A 17,005-nucleotide genomic window follows, 5' to 3' on the forward strand; every position below is an offset into this window, starting at 1 on the left:
AGTTGGCGGCGAGCACTGAAACGGCCGGCGCCACATTACGAGATGGTCAGAATGCCCAGCGCGCCGTGGCAATGGGAGACGGTGCCCACCAGCACACGGAGCGGCGTATCGCCAGACCACGACGAGAGCACGTCGTCGGCACCGGCAATGCGGTGCGCGTCGATCATGCCCACGCCGTAGGTGCGATGCACACAGGGAAAGATAAGCGATCCGTCGATGGCGCCGCGCTGGTGTTCCACAAACGCCTCAAGGGCCGGTGGCATGCTCCAGTCCCGTGTGGTTCGGGTGGCTGGACACGTGGCGGGTTCGATACAGTTGACCGGACAGGTCCATGTGGCATAACTGACATAATGACGCCCGTCGGGCGCGGCCCGCTCCCACGGCATCGGTGGCGTGGTCGGCAACGATTGAATCGAGATGGCCCGCCCGGGCCAGCGATCGCGAGCACGCGCCATCAACCAATCCAGACACAGGTGTGGCATGAGGGGCGACGGCACCATCGCGTCCCGAGTCAGGGCTCCGGCGCCTGCAGCGAGCCATTGCTCGAGATACGCACTCCACGATTCGGTGACCAGTTGCACTGGCGCCGCTTCGTACGCACCGACGGCCAGGCGCCGTCCCACCTGACAGTCCGGATCGCGATCGACTACGATAATCGCCTCCGCCCGCAGTGCGCCGCGCAAGGTCGCCCGCGTCAACTGCTGCGCGTACCATGATCCATAGCACCCGCCGCCAATGACCACGATGCGACCGAACGCCAACGGCTCGCGTGACACCAGCGCAGCAGCGGCCGCCTCAGCGCCAGAGGTGGCGTCCACCGTCCACCTGTAACGTGATCCCGGTGACATACGGGGCATCAACGAGATAGTGGATGGCCTGCACGACGTCGGCAGGGCTGCCGCCGCGCGCGAGCGGCACGTCCCGCAGGAACTGCTCCAACGCCTCGTCGCTCAAATCCTCCGGCGCCAGCACCAGTCCGGGTGCCACGGCATTGACGCGGATACGCGGTGCAAGCGCCGCAGCGACCGTTTGCACCAGTTGCGTCACCGCGAATTTCGTGACCTGATGTGGAATCAACTGCGGAAAACGCGCCTCGAATGCGAGATGATCAGACATCTGCACGATCACGCCACCATCCGGCATCACGCGTGCGGCCGCCTGCATGAGGAAGAACGGGGCACGCAGATTCACGGCGTCCACCACGTCCCATTCATCGGGCGTGACCGCGTCGAACGCGTGTCGGGTCATGACCGATGCCGAGCTTACCACCACGTCGAGCCGCCCGAATGTCGCCATGACGTCATCGACAATGCGGCGGGGAGCCGTCGCATCAGTGAGGTCCGCCTCGACGACATGCACCTCGGTGCCGGCGACGCGAAGGGTCGAGGCGAGCGCCTCCGCGTCCGCGGGCGATCGGCCATGATGAATCACCACCGCGTCACCGCGTGCCGCGAAACTCCGCACGATGGCCGCGCCGAGTCGTCGTGCGCCGCCGGTCACCAGGGTGACGCGCGAATCGGTCACCTGATCGATCCCAAGGCCGAGCGACGCTCGGCAATGGCCGCGTCCTGTCGATCGAGCCACGCCTTGGGCACCAGTTGACCGCCAAGGCGGCGCGGCCCATCGTGCGTCCCGTGCCAATCGGATCCACCGCTGGGGAGCAAGCCCGCCGCTTCCACGATCGAAAAGAGCTTCTGCGCGATCACCGGTGGATGACCCGGATGGAGGACTTCGACGCCATCCAGGCCCACTGCGGCCAGCGTCGCCACCCGTGACGCGGTCGCAAACTCATTGGGATGCGCCCAGATGGCCAGCCCGCCGGCACGGTGCACCAACGCGATGCCGTCCGCCACGTCGAAGCGCGGCTTGTCGACGTAGGCCGGACGCCCAAATCCCAACCAACGATCGAACGCCTCGCGGAAGTCCCTGACCCAACCGCCGGCGATCATGGCGCGAGCAATGTGCGGTCGACCGACAGCTCCCGCACCGGCCTCCATCAACACCGCGTCCATGGTGACCGGAACGCCCGTCCGATTCAGCAGGCCAACGATCTGCTCCGCGCGCGAAATGCGATCATGCTGGAATCCGGCAAGTGCCGACCGCATGGCCTCGGTATCTGACAGATGCAATCCCAGCAAGTGCAACTCGTCGCCACCGAAATGCGTGCTCAGCTCCACGCCGGGCACAATGCGTACACCAAGGCGCGCCCCCATCTCGCTCGCCTCGGCCAGTCCATCAATCGTGTCGTGATCGGTGATGGCAATCGCGGCGAGGCCGGCTTTCTGCGCCGCTTCCACCACGTGCGACGGGGGCAGCGCGCCGTCGGATGCCGTGGTGTGCACCTGCAAGTCGACGAAGGCCGGAGCGTCAAGCGATGTGGTGTCTGGCGCGTCGGCACCCTCGGCCAACGTCACGACTGGTATCCGGCTTCAGGCGAGCGTTCGCTTGGTTGCGACGACCGAAAGAGCGATGTGAGTTCCCGGTTGCTGAGGGCGGCGAGCGATTGCTCCCGCGCCGTGCTCGCGGCCTGGGCCACCGGCGAGTAGCGCGTCACACGCACCTCGCGCGCCTCACCCTGGCCATGCACGAAGATGAGCCCGAACTCGTCGGCCATGGACGGCGTGAGGAATCCCGAGGGATACACGCGCCAGTCGCGCTCGTCGATCCGGATGCATCGTGCCGGCATCTCAGTCTCCTCGCACTTCGCGCCACACCGGCGCGGGCATCGTACCCTGGTGCACTGTCGCCACGTCGGCCACGTCGGCCGCCTCCGTGAACTCAATGAACCGTCCGGGCTCGTCGGCGCTCTCGAATACCCACACGTTCGCGCGCACCGTGTGCGCCAACTGGCGTCGGGCGTCGAGTGCCTGCATAAACGTGTCGCGTTCGATCGCCGACACCCGTCGCTCAACCATGGTGAGCACGCGTGCCGCTGCCATGATTCAAAACCCCGTTTCCGGAATCGTCTCGAGACTCTTCTTCAGATCCGACATGAAACGGTCAGCGTCGGCGCCATCGACAACGCGATGATCAAACGAGATCGAAAAATACGCGCACGTCCGAATGGCGATCGTGTCCTCGCCGTCGGGTCCGGTCAGCACCTTGGCGCGCTTTTCGATGGCGCCGAGGCAGAGGATGGCCGTGGTCCCCACCGGAATGATGGGCGTGCCGGAGAGCGACCCGAACACGCCGGGATTGGTCACCGTGAACGTGGCGTCCTGCACTTCAATCGGATTCAGTTTCTTGCTGCGCGCGCGCGCCGCGAGATCGTTGACCGTCTTGGTGAGCCCGGTCAGCGACAACTCATCGGCATGCTTGACCACGGGCACGATCAATCCCGACGGATCGAGCGCGACGGCAATGCCGAGGTTGATGGACTTGCGATAGATGACGTCCGTACCGGCCACGGCGGCGTTCAGCACCGGATGGCGCTTGAGCTGCAGGCCCACGGCCTGAAGAATGAACGGCAGGTAGGTGAGCTTCTGCCCGGTTTGCGCCTCGAAATCCTTTCGCATCGCCTGTCGGATACGCGCCACCCGCGTGAGATCGACCTCGAAGAACGAGGTAACGTGTGCGGCGGTGCGGCGCGCGAGCGTCATGTGCTCGGACGTCAGTCTCCGAATCTTCGACATCGTCTCAACCGTGTCGCCCGCCCACGGCGTCGGCAGCGGACCGTGCGATTCAGTCGCCGTCGACGTCAACCGGGTCGCCGGCGTCGCGGCCAGAAATGCGTCGAGGTCCTTCTTCGTCACGCGTCCCGCAATGCCCGAGCCCGAGAGCTGCGACAACGGCACACCCTGTTCGGCAGCAATCTTGCGCACCAGCGGTGATGACTTGGTCCGAATGCGCTCCTCGAACGATCCGGCCGGCCCACTGACCACGGGCGACGACGATGGTGCCGCGGGAACCGCCGCTGCGGGAATCGCCAGTGCCGGCCGGGCCACTGGTGCATCGGCGACCACGATCGGCACAGGCGTCGGCGCAGCTCCGCTGGCGGCAATGGCCGCGTCGGTTTCCAGGCGGGCCACGATGGTCTGGACGGCCACGGTTTGCCCCTCACCGATGATGATCTCGACCAGTACGCCCGCCGCAGGGGATGGGATCTCGGCGTCGACCTTGTCGGTCGAGATCTCAAAGATCGGCTCATCACGCTTCACGGAATCACCGATCTTCTTGAGCCATCGTGACACCGTGCCTTCAGCGATGGATTCGCCCATCTGCGGCATGGGGACGTCTATTCGTGCCACTCGTTCATCCTCGATCTGAAGTGCCTGCCAACGACGCGTCAGAAGCGACGCGATCGGCGATACGATCGGCGCGCCGCAACCGCCACAGCGCCAACGTGGGCAGGGAGATCGCGCCGATCGCGGCCCCGTACCCGGCGAACACCCACCACTCGCACGCCGGCAAGCCCGGCAATGGCGAGCATCGGGCCATGAACCCCGTCAGCTTGCCGATCCCGACCCCAATCATCGCGCCGCTCGCGCCGCCGATGAAGAACGTAAAGCATCCGACACCGATATTGCGGCCCACCCGATCCTCGGCCATCAGTATCCGGCTTCGATGAGGTGACGCGGATCCGCCTGCCGATGCAACGCGACAAAGAACTTCTTGACGTTCTTGTCGAGTCGGCTTTCCCCCGCCTGATCAGTGTGCACATCCACCAGCGTGTAATGCCCCCCTTCCATCCTGACGGTCAGCCGCATCGTCCCCAGCACGCCGGAAAAACCGCGTGTCCGCGAGGTGTGTCCAACGCGCGTCAGGCCGATGGTGACGAAGTACTCGTCGGCCGATGCCAGCACCGAGTCCGGTGCCAGCGCCGTACGATGAAAGTGGCGCACGATCAGGGGACCTTGCGCCTGGTCGTATCGGGCGGCCGCGACGACGGCGGCGTGAAATCACCAGGCTCGTTCGCTGAGAGGATATCCTGCGTCCAATCTTCCGTCCGCTGCAGCTTCTGCGTCGAATCGCGGCGGAATTCCAGCGCCATCGCCCACATGCCGGCGGTGACGTACATCAAGGTGGCGTGGTAGGTCCCAAGCTCTCCCGTCTCCTCGAGACCATTGGCAATCGACTTGTGATCCTTGCTGGTGGCAAAAATGCGACCCTGACCACCCTGAATCGGCGTGCCCGTCGTCCGATCGTGGACCGTGATCCGCCACACCACCTGATCCAGCGCGCGCGTCGGTCGCGATTCCGGTGAAATCCGCACCGTAAATGAATCCGTGCGGAATCGGAGTTCGCCCTTGGGCGTTGTGTCGGCATCACACGCGGCCGCCAGCACAGGCACCGCCGCGATGCACACCAACCGGGACAGACGCGCGCGCCAGGTTGTCATTGGTAGTATTCAAGTCCGAGGTGAGTGATCTGCTCCTCACCCATCAGGTGACGGAGCGTGTTCTTCAACTTGGTCTGCTGAATGAAAAGATCATGCTCGGGCTGCAATCCCGGAGCGGCCTGTGGCGACTTGTAATAGAAGCTTAACCATTCCTGAATCCCCTTCATGCCGGCGCGCTTGGCAAAGTCGCTGAACAGCGCGAGGTCGAGCACCATCGGGGCCGCCAGAATGGAGTCGCGGCACAGGAAGTTCACCTTGATTTGCATCGGGTAGCCCAGCCACCCCTTAATGTCGATGTTGTCCCAGCCTTCCTTGTTGTCGCCGCGGGGCGGATAGTAGTTGATGCGCACCACATGCGAGAAATCCTTGTAGAGCTCCGGATAGATCTCCGGCTGCAGGATGTTGTGCAGCACCGACAGCTTCGACTCTTCCTTGGTCTTGAACGACGCCGGATCATCGAGGACTTCGCCGTCGCGGTTGCCGAGAATGTTCGTGGAATACCAGCCCTCGAGTCCCAGCATGCGCGCCTTGAGGCCCGGGGCGATGATCGTCTTCATCCACGTCTGGCCGGTCTTGAAATCCTTGCCGGAAATCGGGATACCGCGCTCGATCGCGAGTTCCGTGAGCGCCGGAAAATCGGCGGACAGATTGGGCGCACCGTTGCAGTATGGGAGCCCCTCCATGATGGCCGCGTAGGCGTACAGCATGCTCGGCGCAATGGCGTCATCATTGGATTCCATCGCCGCTTCGAACGCGGCCAGCGTCTGATGCTGCGGACCGGCCTTGATGTACGTCTCGGTGGATCCCGTCCAGACCATGACGCCGCGCGTGCAGCCGTTGGACGTCATCACGTTGCGGATGTCGGCGCGAATCTGTTCGGCCAGATCCCGCTTGTTCTTGCCCGTCTTCACATTGGTCGCGCCGTGAATGCGCGTGACGTACCGGCTTTCGAACACCGCCGGCATCGGCTTGATGGTCTTCAGGAAATCGGCAATCGGATCGATGTCCGACTTCTCCAGCACGCCCGCGCGGGTGGCTGCGGTGAAGGCATCGTCGGGAATGGGATCCCAGGCACCGAACACAATATCGTTGAGCGCCGCCAGTGGCACGAAATCGCGGATGAACGGGCTGCGCGCTTCGGTGCGCTTGCCGAGGCGGATCGTCGCCATCTGGGTCAACGAGCCGATCGGCGTGGAGAGTCCACGGCGAACCCGTTCGACGCCGGCAATGAACGTGGTGGCAACAGCGCCGAGACCCGGCGTGAAGATGGCCAGCTTCCCCGTGGCGGGGACGACGGACCCGGGGGTGCCGCGATTCGATTCGGTCACTTCGCTTGTTCTCCCTGTGCGGTGGTCGTGCGGTAGACATAGAGCATACGCTGCACCGCAGTGATCCATGCGGTCACCGAGAGCAGCGTGACGATAACGGCAAGCACCCACCCATTGAGGGCAAGTCCGAAAAACGCCTGCGGCGCGGACAGCAGCGTGATGCGCTCCGGTCGCTGCAGCAGGCCAACGCGCGCGTCGAGACCAAGTCCTTCGGCCCGGGCACGGGTGTACGATGTCAGAAAGGTCCCGACAAGTCCGAACAGCGTAATGATCAGCAGCGGATCGCTGCGGTGGACGGGACTGGTGGCATAGAACACCACCAGTCCACCCATCAGACATCCATCGGCGACCCGATCGAGCGTCGAGTCATAGAAGGCGCCAAACGTGGAACTCCGACCCGTGCGTCGCGCCACAGTGCCGTCCAGCACATCGAAGACGGCGGTCAGCCCCAGAAACCATCCCCCAGTCATGATATGACCGGTCGCGAAGATGCCGCCGGCCGTGATCGTGCAGAGCGTGCCGACCGTGGTGATGGTATTCGGATGCACTCGCCGGCGCACGAGCCAGGCGGCCAGGGGTTCGATGACCCGCAAGTAGCCGCGTATGATCGCGTTCCAGAGTGAGAGCATGTCGTGGGCTGCGGTTCGTTTGGCGGAAAACGACCGCGGGACGAGGCGTGCCTCGTCCCGCGGCGCCGCTGGGCCGCTCGAAGTGGCAGGGCCAGCCCTACAAAACTAGGACCGCCGACGCATCAACGGTAGAGATGAATTCTCCGCGCGTCCCGTTCGAAGGCCACGACGGCCGGCAACTGTCGATCCATGACGGCGTCAGGATCTGCGCCGGCGAGGATCGATTCCCGCACGCGGGAAGAGCCCATACGCAAGTCAAAACCGCTGGCCGTGATACGCAGACTGTCCTTCTGGATACGACTGAGGGCCCAGAGGATGGCCGCGCCGATGCGGGCCGGCTGCACCCGGTCGCGGTCGGTCACTTCAATCCGCACGCCCGGAATGGACTGCCCGCCGTACTTGCCATCGCCCGGCTGGTTGGGGGTAAATCGTTCGGCCCGAAAACGCACGCCGCTCAGGGACAGGTCTTCCAGCAACTGCACCAGCGTGTCAGCCCGCAGCCAGGGGGCGCCGAAGCGCTGAAACGGCTCGGAAGTGCCGCGACCCACTGACAAATTGCTCGATTCGAACGGCACCAGCGCTGGATACAGGAGCGCATTGACCAAATGCGGCAGATTCGGCGATGGTCGTACCCAGGAAATCGACGTTTCGTCGAACCACATCTGGCGACGCCAGTTGCGCATCGGCACCACCGTCAGGCGCGTACCGAGCTTGAGCTGCACCTGAAACAGTCTGGCCAACTCACCCATGGTGAGCCCGTGCCGGAGCGGCATCGGGTATAAGGCAAACCCGTTGCCCGGACGATCGGCCGTCGGCTCGTTCGGATTGGCGAGGGCGGAATCCAGTACGGCGCCCTCCGTGCGGGATCCCGTAATGGGATTGGGTCGATCGAGGACCAGCACCGGAATGCTTCGGCGCTCGCCGGCCTTCATGGCAAAGAGCATGACGCCGACGTACGTCCAGGTGCGCGTGCCGATGTCCTGCAAATCGACCACCAACACATCCACGTCCTTCAGCAGGCTGTCCGGGGGGGCGATGGTGCTGCGCTGATAGAGCGAGTACACGACCAATCCGGTCTTCAGGTCGGTATCATCGGCGAGGTTTGGCTTGTCGGCGGTCCCATTCGCCCCATGCTCCGGCGCAAAAAGCCTCACCAGCTTCACCCCTGCCCGCTGGGCGCGGGGGTCGGTGGCCAACAGGTCGATCGTGCGCCGTCCCTTCTCATCGACGCCGGTCTGATTCGTGATGAGCGCCACGCGCTTGCCAGCGACCAGCTTGATGCTATCGTCCAGCAACACCGTGATGCCGAGTCGGACCTTGCGGTTCCCGCGAAAGGGCATACCGTCGATGCCGTCGTCGGGCATCGGTCCATTGTCCGGGGGGCCATTCGAGGCGCACGCCGCCGCGAACATCCCCAGAGCGAGTACGACCGCACGCCGAATCAACCGGTCTCGCTGTTCCTTTCGACGCACCTGCGCCGACACGCGTTCCAGCCCGCTTTCCCGATGCGTCACGCAGTCCTCCGATTGATGCCGACGCGCCACACTGGCGAATCGGTCCCGCTTCCCCGCCAACACACGATGGACCAGCGCCCCTACCCGCACTCCGTCTTCGACCTCGTGTCCCGACGCGCCCTGCCCGCGACCCTCGCGCTGTGCATCAGCTGCGCCGGTGCCGGTCGCCCCGGGCACCAGACCCCTCACCCACCGAGCGCGCCCGGCCTACTGTCTCTCGCACCCGGCACGCCGCTTCCCGAGGCCCATCGCCGCTGGATTGACCGCACACTGACCTCGCTCACCTTGCGCGAGCGCGTCGCCCAGATGGTCATGATCTGGGTCCTTGGAGATTACACGAACGCACGCGAACCGGGCTACCTCAAACTCGTCGATCAGGTGAAACGCGAGGGCGTGGGCGGCCTGGTGATGTCGCTGGGCTCGCCCATCGAAGTGGCCGAGAAGGTCAATAGCCTGCAGCGCGTCGCGCGCATTCCGCTGCTCGTGGCCAGCGATGTCGAGCCAGGGCTGGGGCGACTTGAAGGTGGGGTGTTCGTGACATCCGCGTACTCGGCCGGATCGGCCACTGTGCTGCCCAGCAACATGGCCATCGGTGCCGCGAACAGCGAGACGGAGGCCGAGGCCATGGGGCAGATCACGGGACGCGAAGCCCGCGCCGTTGGCATTCACATGGCGTTTGCGCCAGTGGTGGACGTCAACAACAACCCGTCGAATCCGGTGATCAACACGAGATCATTCGGTGAGGATCCGCAGCGTGTCGCCGCACTCTCCGCCGCGTTCATTCGCGGCCTGCAGCACGCCGGCGTCGCCGCCACCGCCAAGCACTTCCCCGGCCACGGCGACACCGATACCGACTCGCATCTTGGATTGCCGGTGATTTCGGTGCCGCGCCAGCGTCTCGATGAAATCGAGTTGGTGCCGTTTCTCGCGTCGATACAGGCGGGGGCCGCCGGCATGATGACGGCGCACATCGCCCTTCCAATCGCCTATGGCGACAGCACCCCAGCGACCTTGTCGGCACGCATCATGCTCGGCCTGTTGCGCGATACGCTTCGTTTTCGCGGTGTGACCGTCACCGATGCCATGACCATGGAAGGGATCGCGAAGGGGTACGGCATCGAAGAAAGCAGTATTCGTTCCGTCGAAGCCGGAGACGACGTGCTGCTGATGCCGCCGGATGTCACGCGCGCCATCACCGCCATCGTCGGTGCCGTTGAGTCGGGTCGCATTCCCGCCACACGGATCGACGAGAGCGTGCGCCGCATCCTCGAACTCAAACTGCGCACGGGCGCGGTCAGCCGCCCGCTCGTGTCACTGGACGTCCTTCGCGATTCCGTGGGTTCACCGGAGCATCGGCAGCAAGCACAGCAGGTGGCCGATCACGCCATCACGCTCCTGCGCGATCGGGATGCGTTGCTGCCGATTGCCACCACCGCCTCCGTGCACGTGATCACATTCGCCCCCGATAACGATCCGCTCTCGGGAACATGGTTTGCCGGTGAGATGCGGTTGGGCGGCGCGCGCGTTCGCACCACGCGACTCTCTCCCCGTGCCGGTCAGGCCGAACTGGATTCGTTGACAGTCGACGCGACGCGTGCCGATCGCGTGGTGGTGTACACCTATACACGCACACTCGAAGGCGATGGGCGCCTGGCGATTCCCGCGGCGATCGCCCGTTTCGTAAGCGGACTGGCAGAGAGCGGCAAACTGGTGGTCGTCGCCGGTGGCAACCCTTACCAAATTCGACAGATGCCCCAGATTCCGAGTTACCTGGTGACCTACGGGCGCGGTGAAGCACTGGAGCGCGCCGCCGCGCGCGCCGTCATGGGTCGCATCGGCATCAGTGGTCACACTCCGGTATCACTGCCCGGATACTTCTCGCGGGGTGAGGGCCTGATGCGCGCGTCCGGCGCACTCCCCTCCGGAAACAAACGATGAATCGTTCGGTCGACTCCATCCGGATTCTCGTGCGGACGCTCGGCGTCTCGACGGTGCTGCTGGGCGCGTGCGCGTGGGGGTTTGGCGCCACGCACCTTTCCCGCGATCCAGCGGTCGATGCGCTGCGGGCGCGCACGGTTCGTGATTCCATCACCGTGGTGCTGCAGCGCGCCGTGGCGGACGGCGCGTTTCCGGGCGCCTATGCCGCCGTGGGAACCGCGCGCGGCGTCATTGCCGAAGTCGGCGTGGGCCGACTCGACGCCGATGACCATCAGCGCCCGGACGCCTCCACCATCTGGGATCTCGCGTCGCTCACCAAGGTCGTCGGTACGACCACCGCGGTGATGCAACTGGTCCAGCAAGGCAAAGTGGCGCTCGATTCGCCGGTCGTTCGCTATCTCCCGGACTGGAAGGCCCCCGGCGCGGCGGGGATCACCGTGCGGAACCTGCTGACACATTCCAGCGGGCTGCCGGCCTGGCGTCCTTTCTACAAGGAAGCGACGTCGTCGGCGGATGCCTTGCTCAAACTCTACGCGACCGCACCCGATACCGTACCCGGCGTGCGGTTCCTGTACAGCGATCTCGGTTTCATCCTGCTGGGCAAGATGGTCGAGCGCGTCAGCGGTGAACCGCTGGCCCAGTACGACACGGCGCACGTGTTCGGACCGCTGCACATGCGTGACACGCGGTATCTCCCGCCCAACGCGTGGCGGCGTCGTATCGCCCCAACCGAGCAGGACCCGTGGCGACAGCGCCATCTTCGTGGCGAGGTCCATGACGAGAATGCCGCCATGCTGGGGGGCGTGTCAGGGCACGCCGGCCTGTTCGCCAGCGGGCGCGATCTGGTGCGATTCGCACGCATGTACCTCAATCACGGGACCCTCGACGGAACCCGGATCCTGGACTCTGCCACGGTCGCCGCGCTGACCCGTATGCAGGACAGTACGGTGTCGCGCCGGGCGCTGGGCTGGGAGACCCCCACCGGTGGTAATTCAGCGGGTCACCGGATGTCGGCGGCCGCGTTCGGACACACCGGATTCACCGGCGGCTCGCTCTGGATGGAGCCTCGCGACGGGATCTTCGTGCTGCTGTTGACGAACCGGGTGAATCCGACCCGTGAAAACCGGAAGATCGCCTCGGTACGAGTCGACGTGGCGGACGCCGCCCTCGGGGCGTGGCGCAGCACCCGAGGGGGGAACTGACGGTCGTGGGGAACTCCTGGCGGGCGTGGGGTTTCTTGAAGGGGAGCGATCCACTCGTTATTTTTCGACTAGCCATCCGTGACCTGCCCGCTCGGACGCCGCGCCTGCGGTGAACCGGACGGGCAAGCACTTACACAGATCGATCTTCGGTCACGCTGACCACTATCGATTCGGAGAGACACAATGAGCACGATGCAGCAACCCGAGGTGATGGTCGTGATCACGCCGGTCGCCGCCGTCGAAGTTCGCAAGTTCATGGAAGCTGAGGGTGTGACGGCCGAACAGGGCGGTCTGCGAGTCTCGGTGATGCCTGGCGGCTGCAGCGGCTTCAAGTACGGGCTGGTCATTGAAGACAAGATGGCCGACGATGATCTGGTGGTCGCCAACGACGGCTTCAACGTGTTCGTCGACCCGTTCTCCGCCCAGTACCTTTCCGGCACCGTCATCGACTACACCACTTCGATGCAGGGATCGGGATTCACCTTCAAGAATCCCAACTCGACCGGCGGCTGCGGCTGCGGGAGTTCCTTCTCGGCGTAACCCCCGGCCGGTCGGGACCACGCCGCTGTCGGCGCCCGATCGCCAGACCAATCCAGAATTTGCAGGCCCGCGCCCTCGTCTGATGGCGCGGGCCTGTGCACATTCCCCACCATGTCTTCTTCTCATTTTGCGCCCGGCAGTGCCAACAGCACGTCGCGCGAACGCATCCGCACCGTCGTCGTCGACTCGCATGATGATCTGGCCCGGGAAGTGGCGGGCCGCATCGCCACCCTGATGCGTGCGCGCGAGGCCGAAGGGCGTCGCGTGGTGCTGGGTCTGGCCACCGGTTCGACACCCATCGGCGTCTACCGCGAACTCATTCGCCTGCATCGCGATGAGCAACTGAGCTTTCGCCATGTGACCTCGTTCAATCTGGACGAATACTGGCCGATGCGATCCGACAGCATCCACTCGTATCATCGCTTCATGTGGGAGAATCTGTTCGCCCACGTGGACATTGACGCGAGCCATGTGCACATCCCCGATGGGAACTGGACGCGCGAGCGCATCGACGAATCGTGTCGCGACTACGAGGCCGCGATCGTCGCCGCCGGCGGCATCGATTTCCAGCTGCTGGGCATCGGCAAGACAGGACATATCGGGTTCAACGAGCCGGGGTCGGGCGAGGGCAGTCGCACGCGACTGATTCACCTCGACAGTGTCACGCGTCGCGATGCCTCGGCCGATTTCTTCGGTGAGGCGAACGTGCCGCGCGAAGCGATCACGATGGGTATCGCGACCATTCTGGCTGCGCGCGAGATCGCCATTCTCGCCACCGGCGAGCACAAGTCCGGCATCGTGCGGCGCGCGGTCGAGGGCGAGATCGACCGCGCCGTCGCGGCGACGTTTCTGCAGCGCCACCCGAACACCACGTTTTATCTCGACGAGAGCGCGTCGGCCGAACTCACGCGCATCGCGACCCCGTGGTTGCTCGATGAAATCGACTGGGATGACGCGCTGGAACTTCGTGCGGTGACCTGGCTGGCCAAGCAGACGGGCAAGGCCATCCTGAAACTCACGGAACACGATTACGCCGAGCACCAGCTGTCGTCGCTCGTCTCGCGGCACGGCACGCCGGGCGCCGTCAACGGCATGGTGTTCAACGCGCTCGGCGCGAAAATCCGGGGCAAGAGCAAGCTGCCACGCGGACAGCGTGTCATTTGCTTCTCACCGCATCCGGATGACGATGTGATCTCGATGGGAGGAATTCTCCGCAAGTTCGTGGAGAACGAGAACGACATCACGGTGGCGTACATGACCAGCGGCAATATTGCCGTATTCGACCACGATGTCCGTCGCTATATCGATTTTCTCGAACGCCTCGACTATGAACGGGTGAGCGAAGGGTCGGCGTCGCGTCGATTGGCGACGACGGTACGGGCGTTCCTGGACAGCAAGGCACCGGGCGCGGTGGATATCGCCGAGGTGCAGGACATCAAGCGTCTCATTCGCGAATCGGAGGCCGTCAGTGGCATTGAGGTGATGGGACTTGGCCGCCAGCACGCGCGTTTCCTCAACTTGCCGTTCTATCAGACGGGCAAAGTGCGGAAGGACCCGATCGGACCGGCCGATGTCGAGATTGTCGCGCAGCTGCTGCGCGCCGAACGTCCGGAAATCGTCTTTGTCGCCGGTGATCTCTCCGACCCGCATGGGACCCATCGCATGTGCAAGGAAGCGATCGATGCGGCGATGGACGAGGTGTATGACGGAACGGCCAGCGCGCCGACCCGTCCGCAGGTCTGGCTGTATCGCGGCGCATGGCAGGAGTGGCCGGTGACCGAGGCAACCGTCCTCTGCCCGATGTCGCAGGAAGAATTGACGCTCAAGATCCAGGCGATCTTCAAGCATCAGTCACAGAAGGATTCGATGCCCTTCCCCGGTCAGGATGAACGGGAGTTCTGGCAGCGGGTCGAACAACGGAATAAGTCGACGTCCGCCGAACTCGATCAACTGGGACTGGCAGAGTACTTCGCTATGGAAGCGTATGTCATCGTCTAACGAGAACGCGGCATGATCGGTCGATTCAATCTGCTGGACCTCGCCGTCCTCCTCGCCTACCTCGCGGGGACCACGGCGCTGGGGATGTGGATTGGCCGCGGCCAACGCACCGCCGCCGAGTACTTTGTGGCCGAACGCGCGATTCCCTGGTGGGCCGTGCTGTTCTCCATCGTGGCCAGCGAGACCTCGGCACTGACGTTCATCAGCATTCCGGGCCTCGCCTACACGGGCAACCTGGGATTCCTGCAAGTGGTGGTCGGCTATATCATCGGCCGCATCGTCGTTTCGTACACGCTGCTCCCCCGGTACTTCGAGGGGCAGCTGGTCACGGCGTACGCCCTGCTGGAAACGCGCTTCGGACTGCTGACGCGGCGATTCACGTCGATCGTGTTCATGTGCACGCGCGCGCTGGCCGACTCCGTGCGCGTGTTTGCCACGGCGATCCCGGTGGCGCTCATCATCGGCCCGGCGCTCCCCAAGCAGTATGCCATGCCCACAGCCATCATTGTGCTGGGCGCGCTGACGGTGCTGTACACCTATCGGGGCGGCATGAAGGCCGTGGTGTGGACGGAGCTGGTGCAAGCCAGCATTTATGTGGTGGGCGGCCTATCCGCCATCGTCCTGATCGGGCAAAGCGTGCCGGGCGGCTGGTCCAGCATCATTGATCTGGCGCGCGCCGGCGGAAAGCTGCAGGCGATTGACTGGTACACCGGCTTCGACCGACCGCATACCGTTTTTGCGGGTGTGATCGGCGGTGCGTTCCTGGCGATGGCGTCGCACGGTGCCGATCAATTGATTGTGCAGCGGTTGCTCTCGAGTCGCTCACTGCGCGAAGCACAACGTGCCCTGATCGGCAGTGGCCTGGTGGTGTTTGTGCAGTTCACGCTGTTCCTCATGGTCGGCGTCGGCTTGTGGGTCCTGTACGGTGGAAAGCCATTTTCCGCAGCGGACCAGATCTTTCCGTCGTTCATCATCGAGCGGATGCCACACGGCCTGGTCGGTCTCATCGTGGCGGCGATCGTGGCGGCGACGATGAGCACGCACTCGGGCACGATCAACGCGCTGGCCGCGGCCACCACACACGACATCTACCTGCCACTGACCAAGCGCAGCGCCGAGGATCCCCGGACGCTCAAGGTTGGCAAACTCTTCGCGCTGGCCTGGGGCATCGTGCTCACGCTGGGCGCGTTGATGTTCAAGGAACAGGGAACTCCGGTGGTCGTCATCGCGCTGTCGATTGCCTCATTCACATATGGCGGCCTGCTGGGAGGATTCTCCCTCGGACTGTTCTGGCGGCGGGCCGTGCAGCGCGATGCCATCATCGGCATGAGCATCGGCATCAGCAGCATGGCATTCATCGTATTCGCCAAACAGCTGGTGGCGGCATTCCCCGATCTTGGACAGACGTTGGGTGGCGTGGCCACCATTGCGTGGCCATGGTATGTGTTGATCGGCACTTCGATTACGTTCGTCACCGGGATGCTCTCCTCATTCACCCATGCGGCGCCTTCGGGGCCGCCCACGATTCCGGAGTCGCGCGCATGAGCGCTGGACCGCTCGATATTTCTCCACTCGTTGTCGGCATCGATGGCGGCGGCACGCGCACCCGCGTGGTGCTGGCCGACGCCAGCGGCACGGTGCTGGCTCGGGCGGAAGGTGCGGGCACGGCGCTCAGTCCCGGTCACGAGGCCGCTGCGGCCGACCTCATTCAGGCCTTGATTGCCGAGGTACTCGACGCCGCCCAACGCACTGATGTGCGGCCGGCGGTTTGCGTGGTGGGCGTCGCCGGTGGCGGTCAGGAGCGTGCCGCGCAGGCGCTGTGGTCCGCGCTGGCGACACGTCGGGTTGCCGACGATGTCTCGGTGCAGGCCGACGCGACGATCGCCCTGGATGATGCCTTTGGCGATGACGCTGGCATCCTGTTGATAGCGGGAACCGGTTCGGTGGCCTTTGCGCGCGCCCCCGACGGTCGGTTGGAACGCTGCGGTGGATGGGGGCCCAATGTGGGTGATGAAGGGAGCGGCGCGTGGCTGGGCCGTCGTGCGCTGAGTGTCGTCACCGCTTCACAGGACGGTCGCGAACCGGAAACGGCGTTGACCGGCGCGGTGCTCACGGCGCTGGAACTTGAATCGCTGGACGCGCTCATCCCGTGGGCCGCCAACGCGATTCCCGCACAACTCGCCGCGCTGGTGCCGGTCATCTGTCAGGTGGCATCAACGGGCGACTTGCGCGCGAATGCCCTGATCAGTCTGTGCGTCGAGGAACTGATGCTGCACATCCGCACGCTGGCGCGACGGAGTTTCGTGGATGAGCGCGCGGCCATTCCGGTGGCCCTTGCCGGTGGGTTGATGGGTAAGGGCTCGTTGGTGCGGAAACGGCTCGAACAACGGTTGAAAAGCGCGGTGCCTGGCGCGACGGTGCGGTCGGACGACGTGGACGCGGCGCGCGGTGCCGTGCGGCGCGCCCGGCGATTGCTGGGTGTGGAAGTGTGAGCAGCTGGCGTATGCCCGTCCGACGG

18 protein-coding genes are annotated in these 17,005 nt (G+C 64.7%); 6 read left to right on the top strand and 12 right to left on the bottom strand.

The features are described 5' to 3' along the window. Nucleotides 1–35: 35 nt before the first annotated feature. The 12 genes from IPP90_18655 to IPP90_18710 all read right to left on the bottom strand — a co-directional run bounded on the left by IPP90_18655 (nucleotide 36) and on the right by IPP90_18710 (nucleotide 8,809). Nucleotides 36–818, bottom strand: coding sequence for a hypothetical protein (locus tag IPP90_18655; GenBank protein ID MBL0172686.1), 783 nt, complete (start codon nucleotides 816–818; stop codon nucleotides 36–38). Next, nucleotides 796–1,524: an SDR family oxidoreductase gene (locus IPP90_18660; protein MBL0172687.1), complete on the bottom strand. Its 729-nt coding sequence runs from the start codon at nucleotides 1,522–1,524 to the stop codon at nucleotides 796–798. The genes IPP90_18655 and IPP90_18660 overlap by 23 nt, the downstream gene beginning before the upstream one ends. Continuing rightward, entirely contained in the window at nucleotides 1,521–2,414 is an 894-nt protein-coding gene (locus IPP90_18665) for a PHP domain-containing protein (protein MBL0172688.1), read from the bottom strand. Before IPP90_18665 ends, IPP90_18660 begins: the two co-directional genes overlap by 4 nt. Continuing rightward, nucleotides 2,411–2,686, bottom strand: a complete 276-nt coding sequence (locus IPP90_18670; GenBank protein MBL0172689.1) for a hypothetical protein — start codon at nucleotides 2,684–2,686, stop codon at nucleotides 2,411–2,413. Before IPP90_18670 ends, IPP90_18665 begins: the two co-directional genes overlap by 4 nt. A gap of 1 nt (nucleotide 2,687) precedes the next feature. Beyond that, entirely contained in the window at nucleotides 2,688–2,939 is a 252-nt protein-coding gene (locus IPP90_18675; protein MBL0172690.1) for a hypothetical protein, read from the bottom strand. Nucleotides 2,940–2,942: 3 nt separating this feature from the next. Continuing rightward, complete coding sequence (locus IPP90_18680) at nucleotides 2,943–4,226, bottom strand: 2-oxo acid dehydrogenase subunit E2 (GenBank protein ID MBL0172691.1); 1,284 nt, start codon at nucleotides 4,224–4,226, stop codon at nucleotides 2,943–2,945. 25 nt (nucleotides 4,227–4,251) lie between these two features. After that, nucleotides 4,252–4,548, bottom strand: a complete 297-nt coding sequence (locus tag IPP90_18685; protein MBL0172692.1) for a hypothetical protein — start codon at nucleotides 4,546–4,548, stop codon at nucleotides 4,252–4,254. Further along, nucleotides 4,548–4,841, bottom strand: coding sequence for a hypothetical protein (locus IPP90_18690; protein MBL0172693.1), 294 nt, complete (start codon nucleotides 4,839–4,841; stop codon nucleotides 4,548–4,550). The genes IPP90_18685 and IPP90_18690 overlap by 1 nt, the downstream gene beginning before the upstream one ends. 2 nt (nucleotides 4,842–4,843) lie before the next feature. Then, a complete protein-coding gene (locus IPP90_18695; protein ID MBL0172694.1) occupies nucleotides 4,844–5,338 on the bottom strand; it encodes a hypothetical protein in 495 nt (164 codons plus the stop codon). After that, nucleotides 5,335–6,735: an inositol-3-phosphate synthase gene (locus IPP90_18700; protein ID MBL0172695.1), complete on the bottom strand. Its 1,401-nt coding sequence runs from the start codon at nucleotides 6,733–6,735 to the stop codon at nucleotides 5,335–5,337. The genes IPP90_18695 and IPP90_18700 overlap by 4 nt, the downstream gene beginning before the upstream one ends. After that, nucleotides 6,663–7,295 (bottom strand): CDP-alcohol phosphatidyltransferase family protein, encoded by a 633-nt coding sequence (locus IPP90_18705; protein ID MBL0172696.1) that lies wholly within the window; start codon nucleotides 7,293–7,295, stop codon nucleotides 6,663–6,665. Before IPP90_18705 ends, IPP90_18700 begins: the two co-directional genes overlap by 73 nt. A gap of 122 nt (nucleotides 7,296–7,417) precedes the next feature. Then, nucleotides 7,418–8,809 carry a DUF1343 domain-containing protein gene (locus IPP90_18710; GenBank protein ID MBL0172697.1) on the bottom strand — a complete coding sequence of 464 codons (1,392 nt, stop codon included), beginning with the start codon at nucleotides 8,807–8,809 and terminating at the stop codon, nucleotides 7,418–7,420. 105 nt (nucleotides 8,810–8,914) lie between these two features. On the opposite strand from IPP90_18710, the gene IPP90_18715 reads away from it, so the two are divergent. The 6 genes from IPP90_18715 to IPP90_18740 all read left to right on the top strand — a co-directional run bounded on the left by IPP90_18715 (nucleotide 8,915) and on the right by IPP90_18740 (nucleotide 16,979). Beyond that, nucleotides 8,915–10,747, top strand: coding sequence for a glycoside hydrolase family 3 C-terminal domain-containing protein (locus IPP90_18715; protein ID MBL0172698.1), 1,833 nt, complete (start codon nucleotides 8,915–8,917; stop codon nucleotides 10,745–10,747). Further along, complete coding sequence (locus IPP90_18720) at nucleotides 10,744–11,949, top strand: beta-lactamase family protein (protein ID MBL0172699.1); 1,206 nt, start codon at nucleotides 10,744–10,746, stop codon at nucleotides 11,947–11,949. The genes IPP90_18715 and IPP90_18720 overlap by 4 nt, the downstream gene beginning before the upstream one ends. Nucleotides 11,950–12,159: 210 nt before the next feature. Then, nucleotides 12,160–12,489: an iron-sulfur cluster assembly accessory protein gene (locus tag IPP90_18725; GenBank protein MBL0172700.1), complete on the top strand. Its 330-nt coding sequence runs from the start codon at nucleotides 12,160–12,162 to the stop codon at nucleotides 12,487–12,489. A 111-nt stretch (nucleotides 12,490–12,600) separates the two neighbouring features. Then, nucleotides 12,601–14,487, top strand: a complete 1,887-nt coding sequence (nagB, locus tag IPP90_18730) for a glucosamine-6-phosphate deaminase (GenBank protein MBL0172701.1) — start codon at nucleotides 12,601–12,603, stop codon at nucleotides 14,485–14,487. A gap of 12 nt (nucleotides 14,488–14,499) precedes the next feature. Further along, entirely contained in the window at nucleotides 14,500–16,032 is a 1,533-nt protein-coding gene (locus IPP90_18735) for a sodium/solute symporter (GenBank protein MBL0172702.1), read from the top strand. Further along, nucleotides 16,029–16,979 (top strand): hypothetical protein, encoded by a 951-nt coding sequence (locus tag IPP90_18740; GenBank protein ID MBL0172703.1) that lies wholly within the window; start codon nucleotides 16,029–16,031, stop codon nucleotides 16,977–16,979. The genes IPP90_18735 and IPP90_18740 overlap by 4 nt, the downstream gene beginning before the upstream one ends. Nucleotides 16,980–17,005 lie beyond the last annotated feature (26 nt).

The organism is Gemmatimonadaceae bacterium (assembly GCA_016720905.1).
Classification (GTDB): domain Bacteria; phylum Gemmatimonadota; class Gemmatimonadetes; order Gemmatimonadales; family Gemmatimonadaceae; genus Gemmatimonas.

Excerpts from the sequence above, each read along its gene's own strand:
- IPP90_18680 (MBL0172691.1), bottom strand. The coding sequence starts at position 4,226 with ATGCCGCAGATGGGCGAATCCATCGCTGAAGGCACGGTGTCACGATGG.
- IPP90_18700 (MBL0172695.1), bottom strand. The coding sequence starts at position 6,735 with ATGGATCACTGCGGTGCAGCGTATGCTCTATGTCTACCGCACGACCAC.
- IPP90_18705 (MBL0172696.1), bottom strand. The coding sequence starts at position 7,295 with ATGCTCTCACTCTGGAACGCGATCATACGCGGCTACTTGCGGGTCATC.
- IPP90_18735 (MBL0172702.1), top strand. The coding sequence starts at position 14,500 with ATGATCGGTCGATTCAATCTGCTGGACCTCGCCGTCCTCCTCGCCTAC.
- IPP90_18670 (MBL0172689.1), bottom strand. The coding sequence starts at position 2,686 with ATGCCGGCACGATGCATCCGGATCGACGAGCGCGACTGGCGCGTGTAT.
- IPP90_18695 (MBL0172694.1), bottom strand. The coding sequence starts at position 5,338 with ATGACAACCTGGCGCGCGCGTCTGTCCCGGTTGGTGTGCATCGCGGCG.
- nagB (MBL0172701.1), top strand. The coding sequence starts at position 12,601 with ATGTCTTCTTCTCATTTTGCGCCCGGCAGTGCCAACAGCACGTCGCGC.
- IPP90_18685 (MBL0172692.1), bottom strand. The coding sequence starts at position 4,548 with ATGGCCGAGGATCGGGTGGGCCGCAATATCGGTGTCGGATGCTTTACG.
- IPP90_18740 (MBL0172703.1), top strand. The coding sequence starts at position 16,029 with ATGAGCGCTGGACCGCTCGATATTTCTCCACTCGTTGTCGGCATCGAT.
- IPP90_18720 (MBL0172699.1), top strand. The coding sequence starts at position 10,744 with ATGAATCGTTCGGTCGACTCCATCCGGATTCTCGTGCGGACGCTCGGC.
- IPP90_18725 (MBL0172700.1), top strand. The coding sequence starts at position 12,160 with ATGGTCGTGATCACGCCGGTCGCCGCCGTCGAAGTTCGCAAGTTCATG.
- IPP90_18675 (MBL0172690.1), bottom strand. The coding sequence starts at position 2,939 with ATGGCAGCGGCACGCGTGCTCACCATGGTTGAGCGACGGGTGTCGGCG.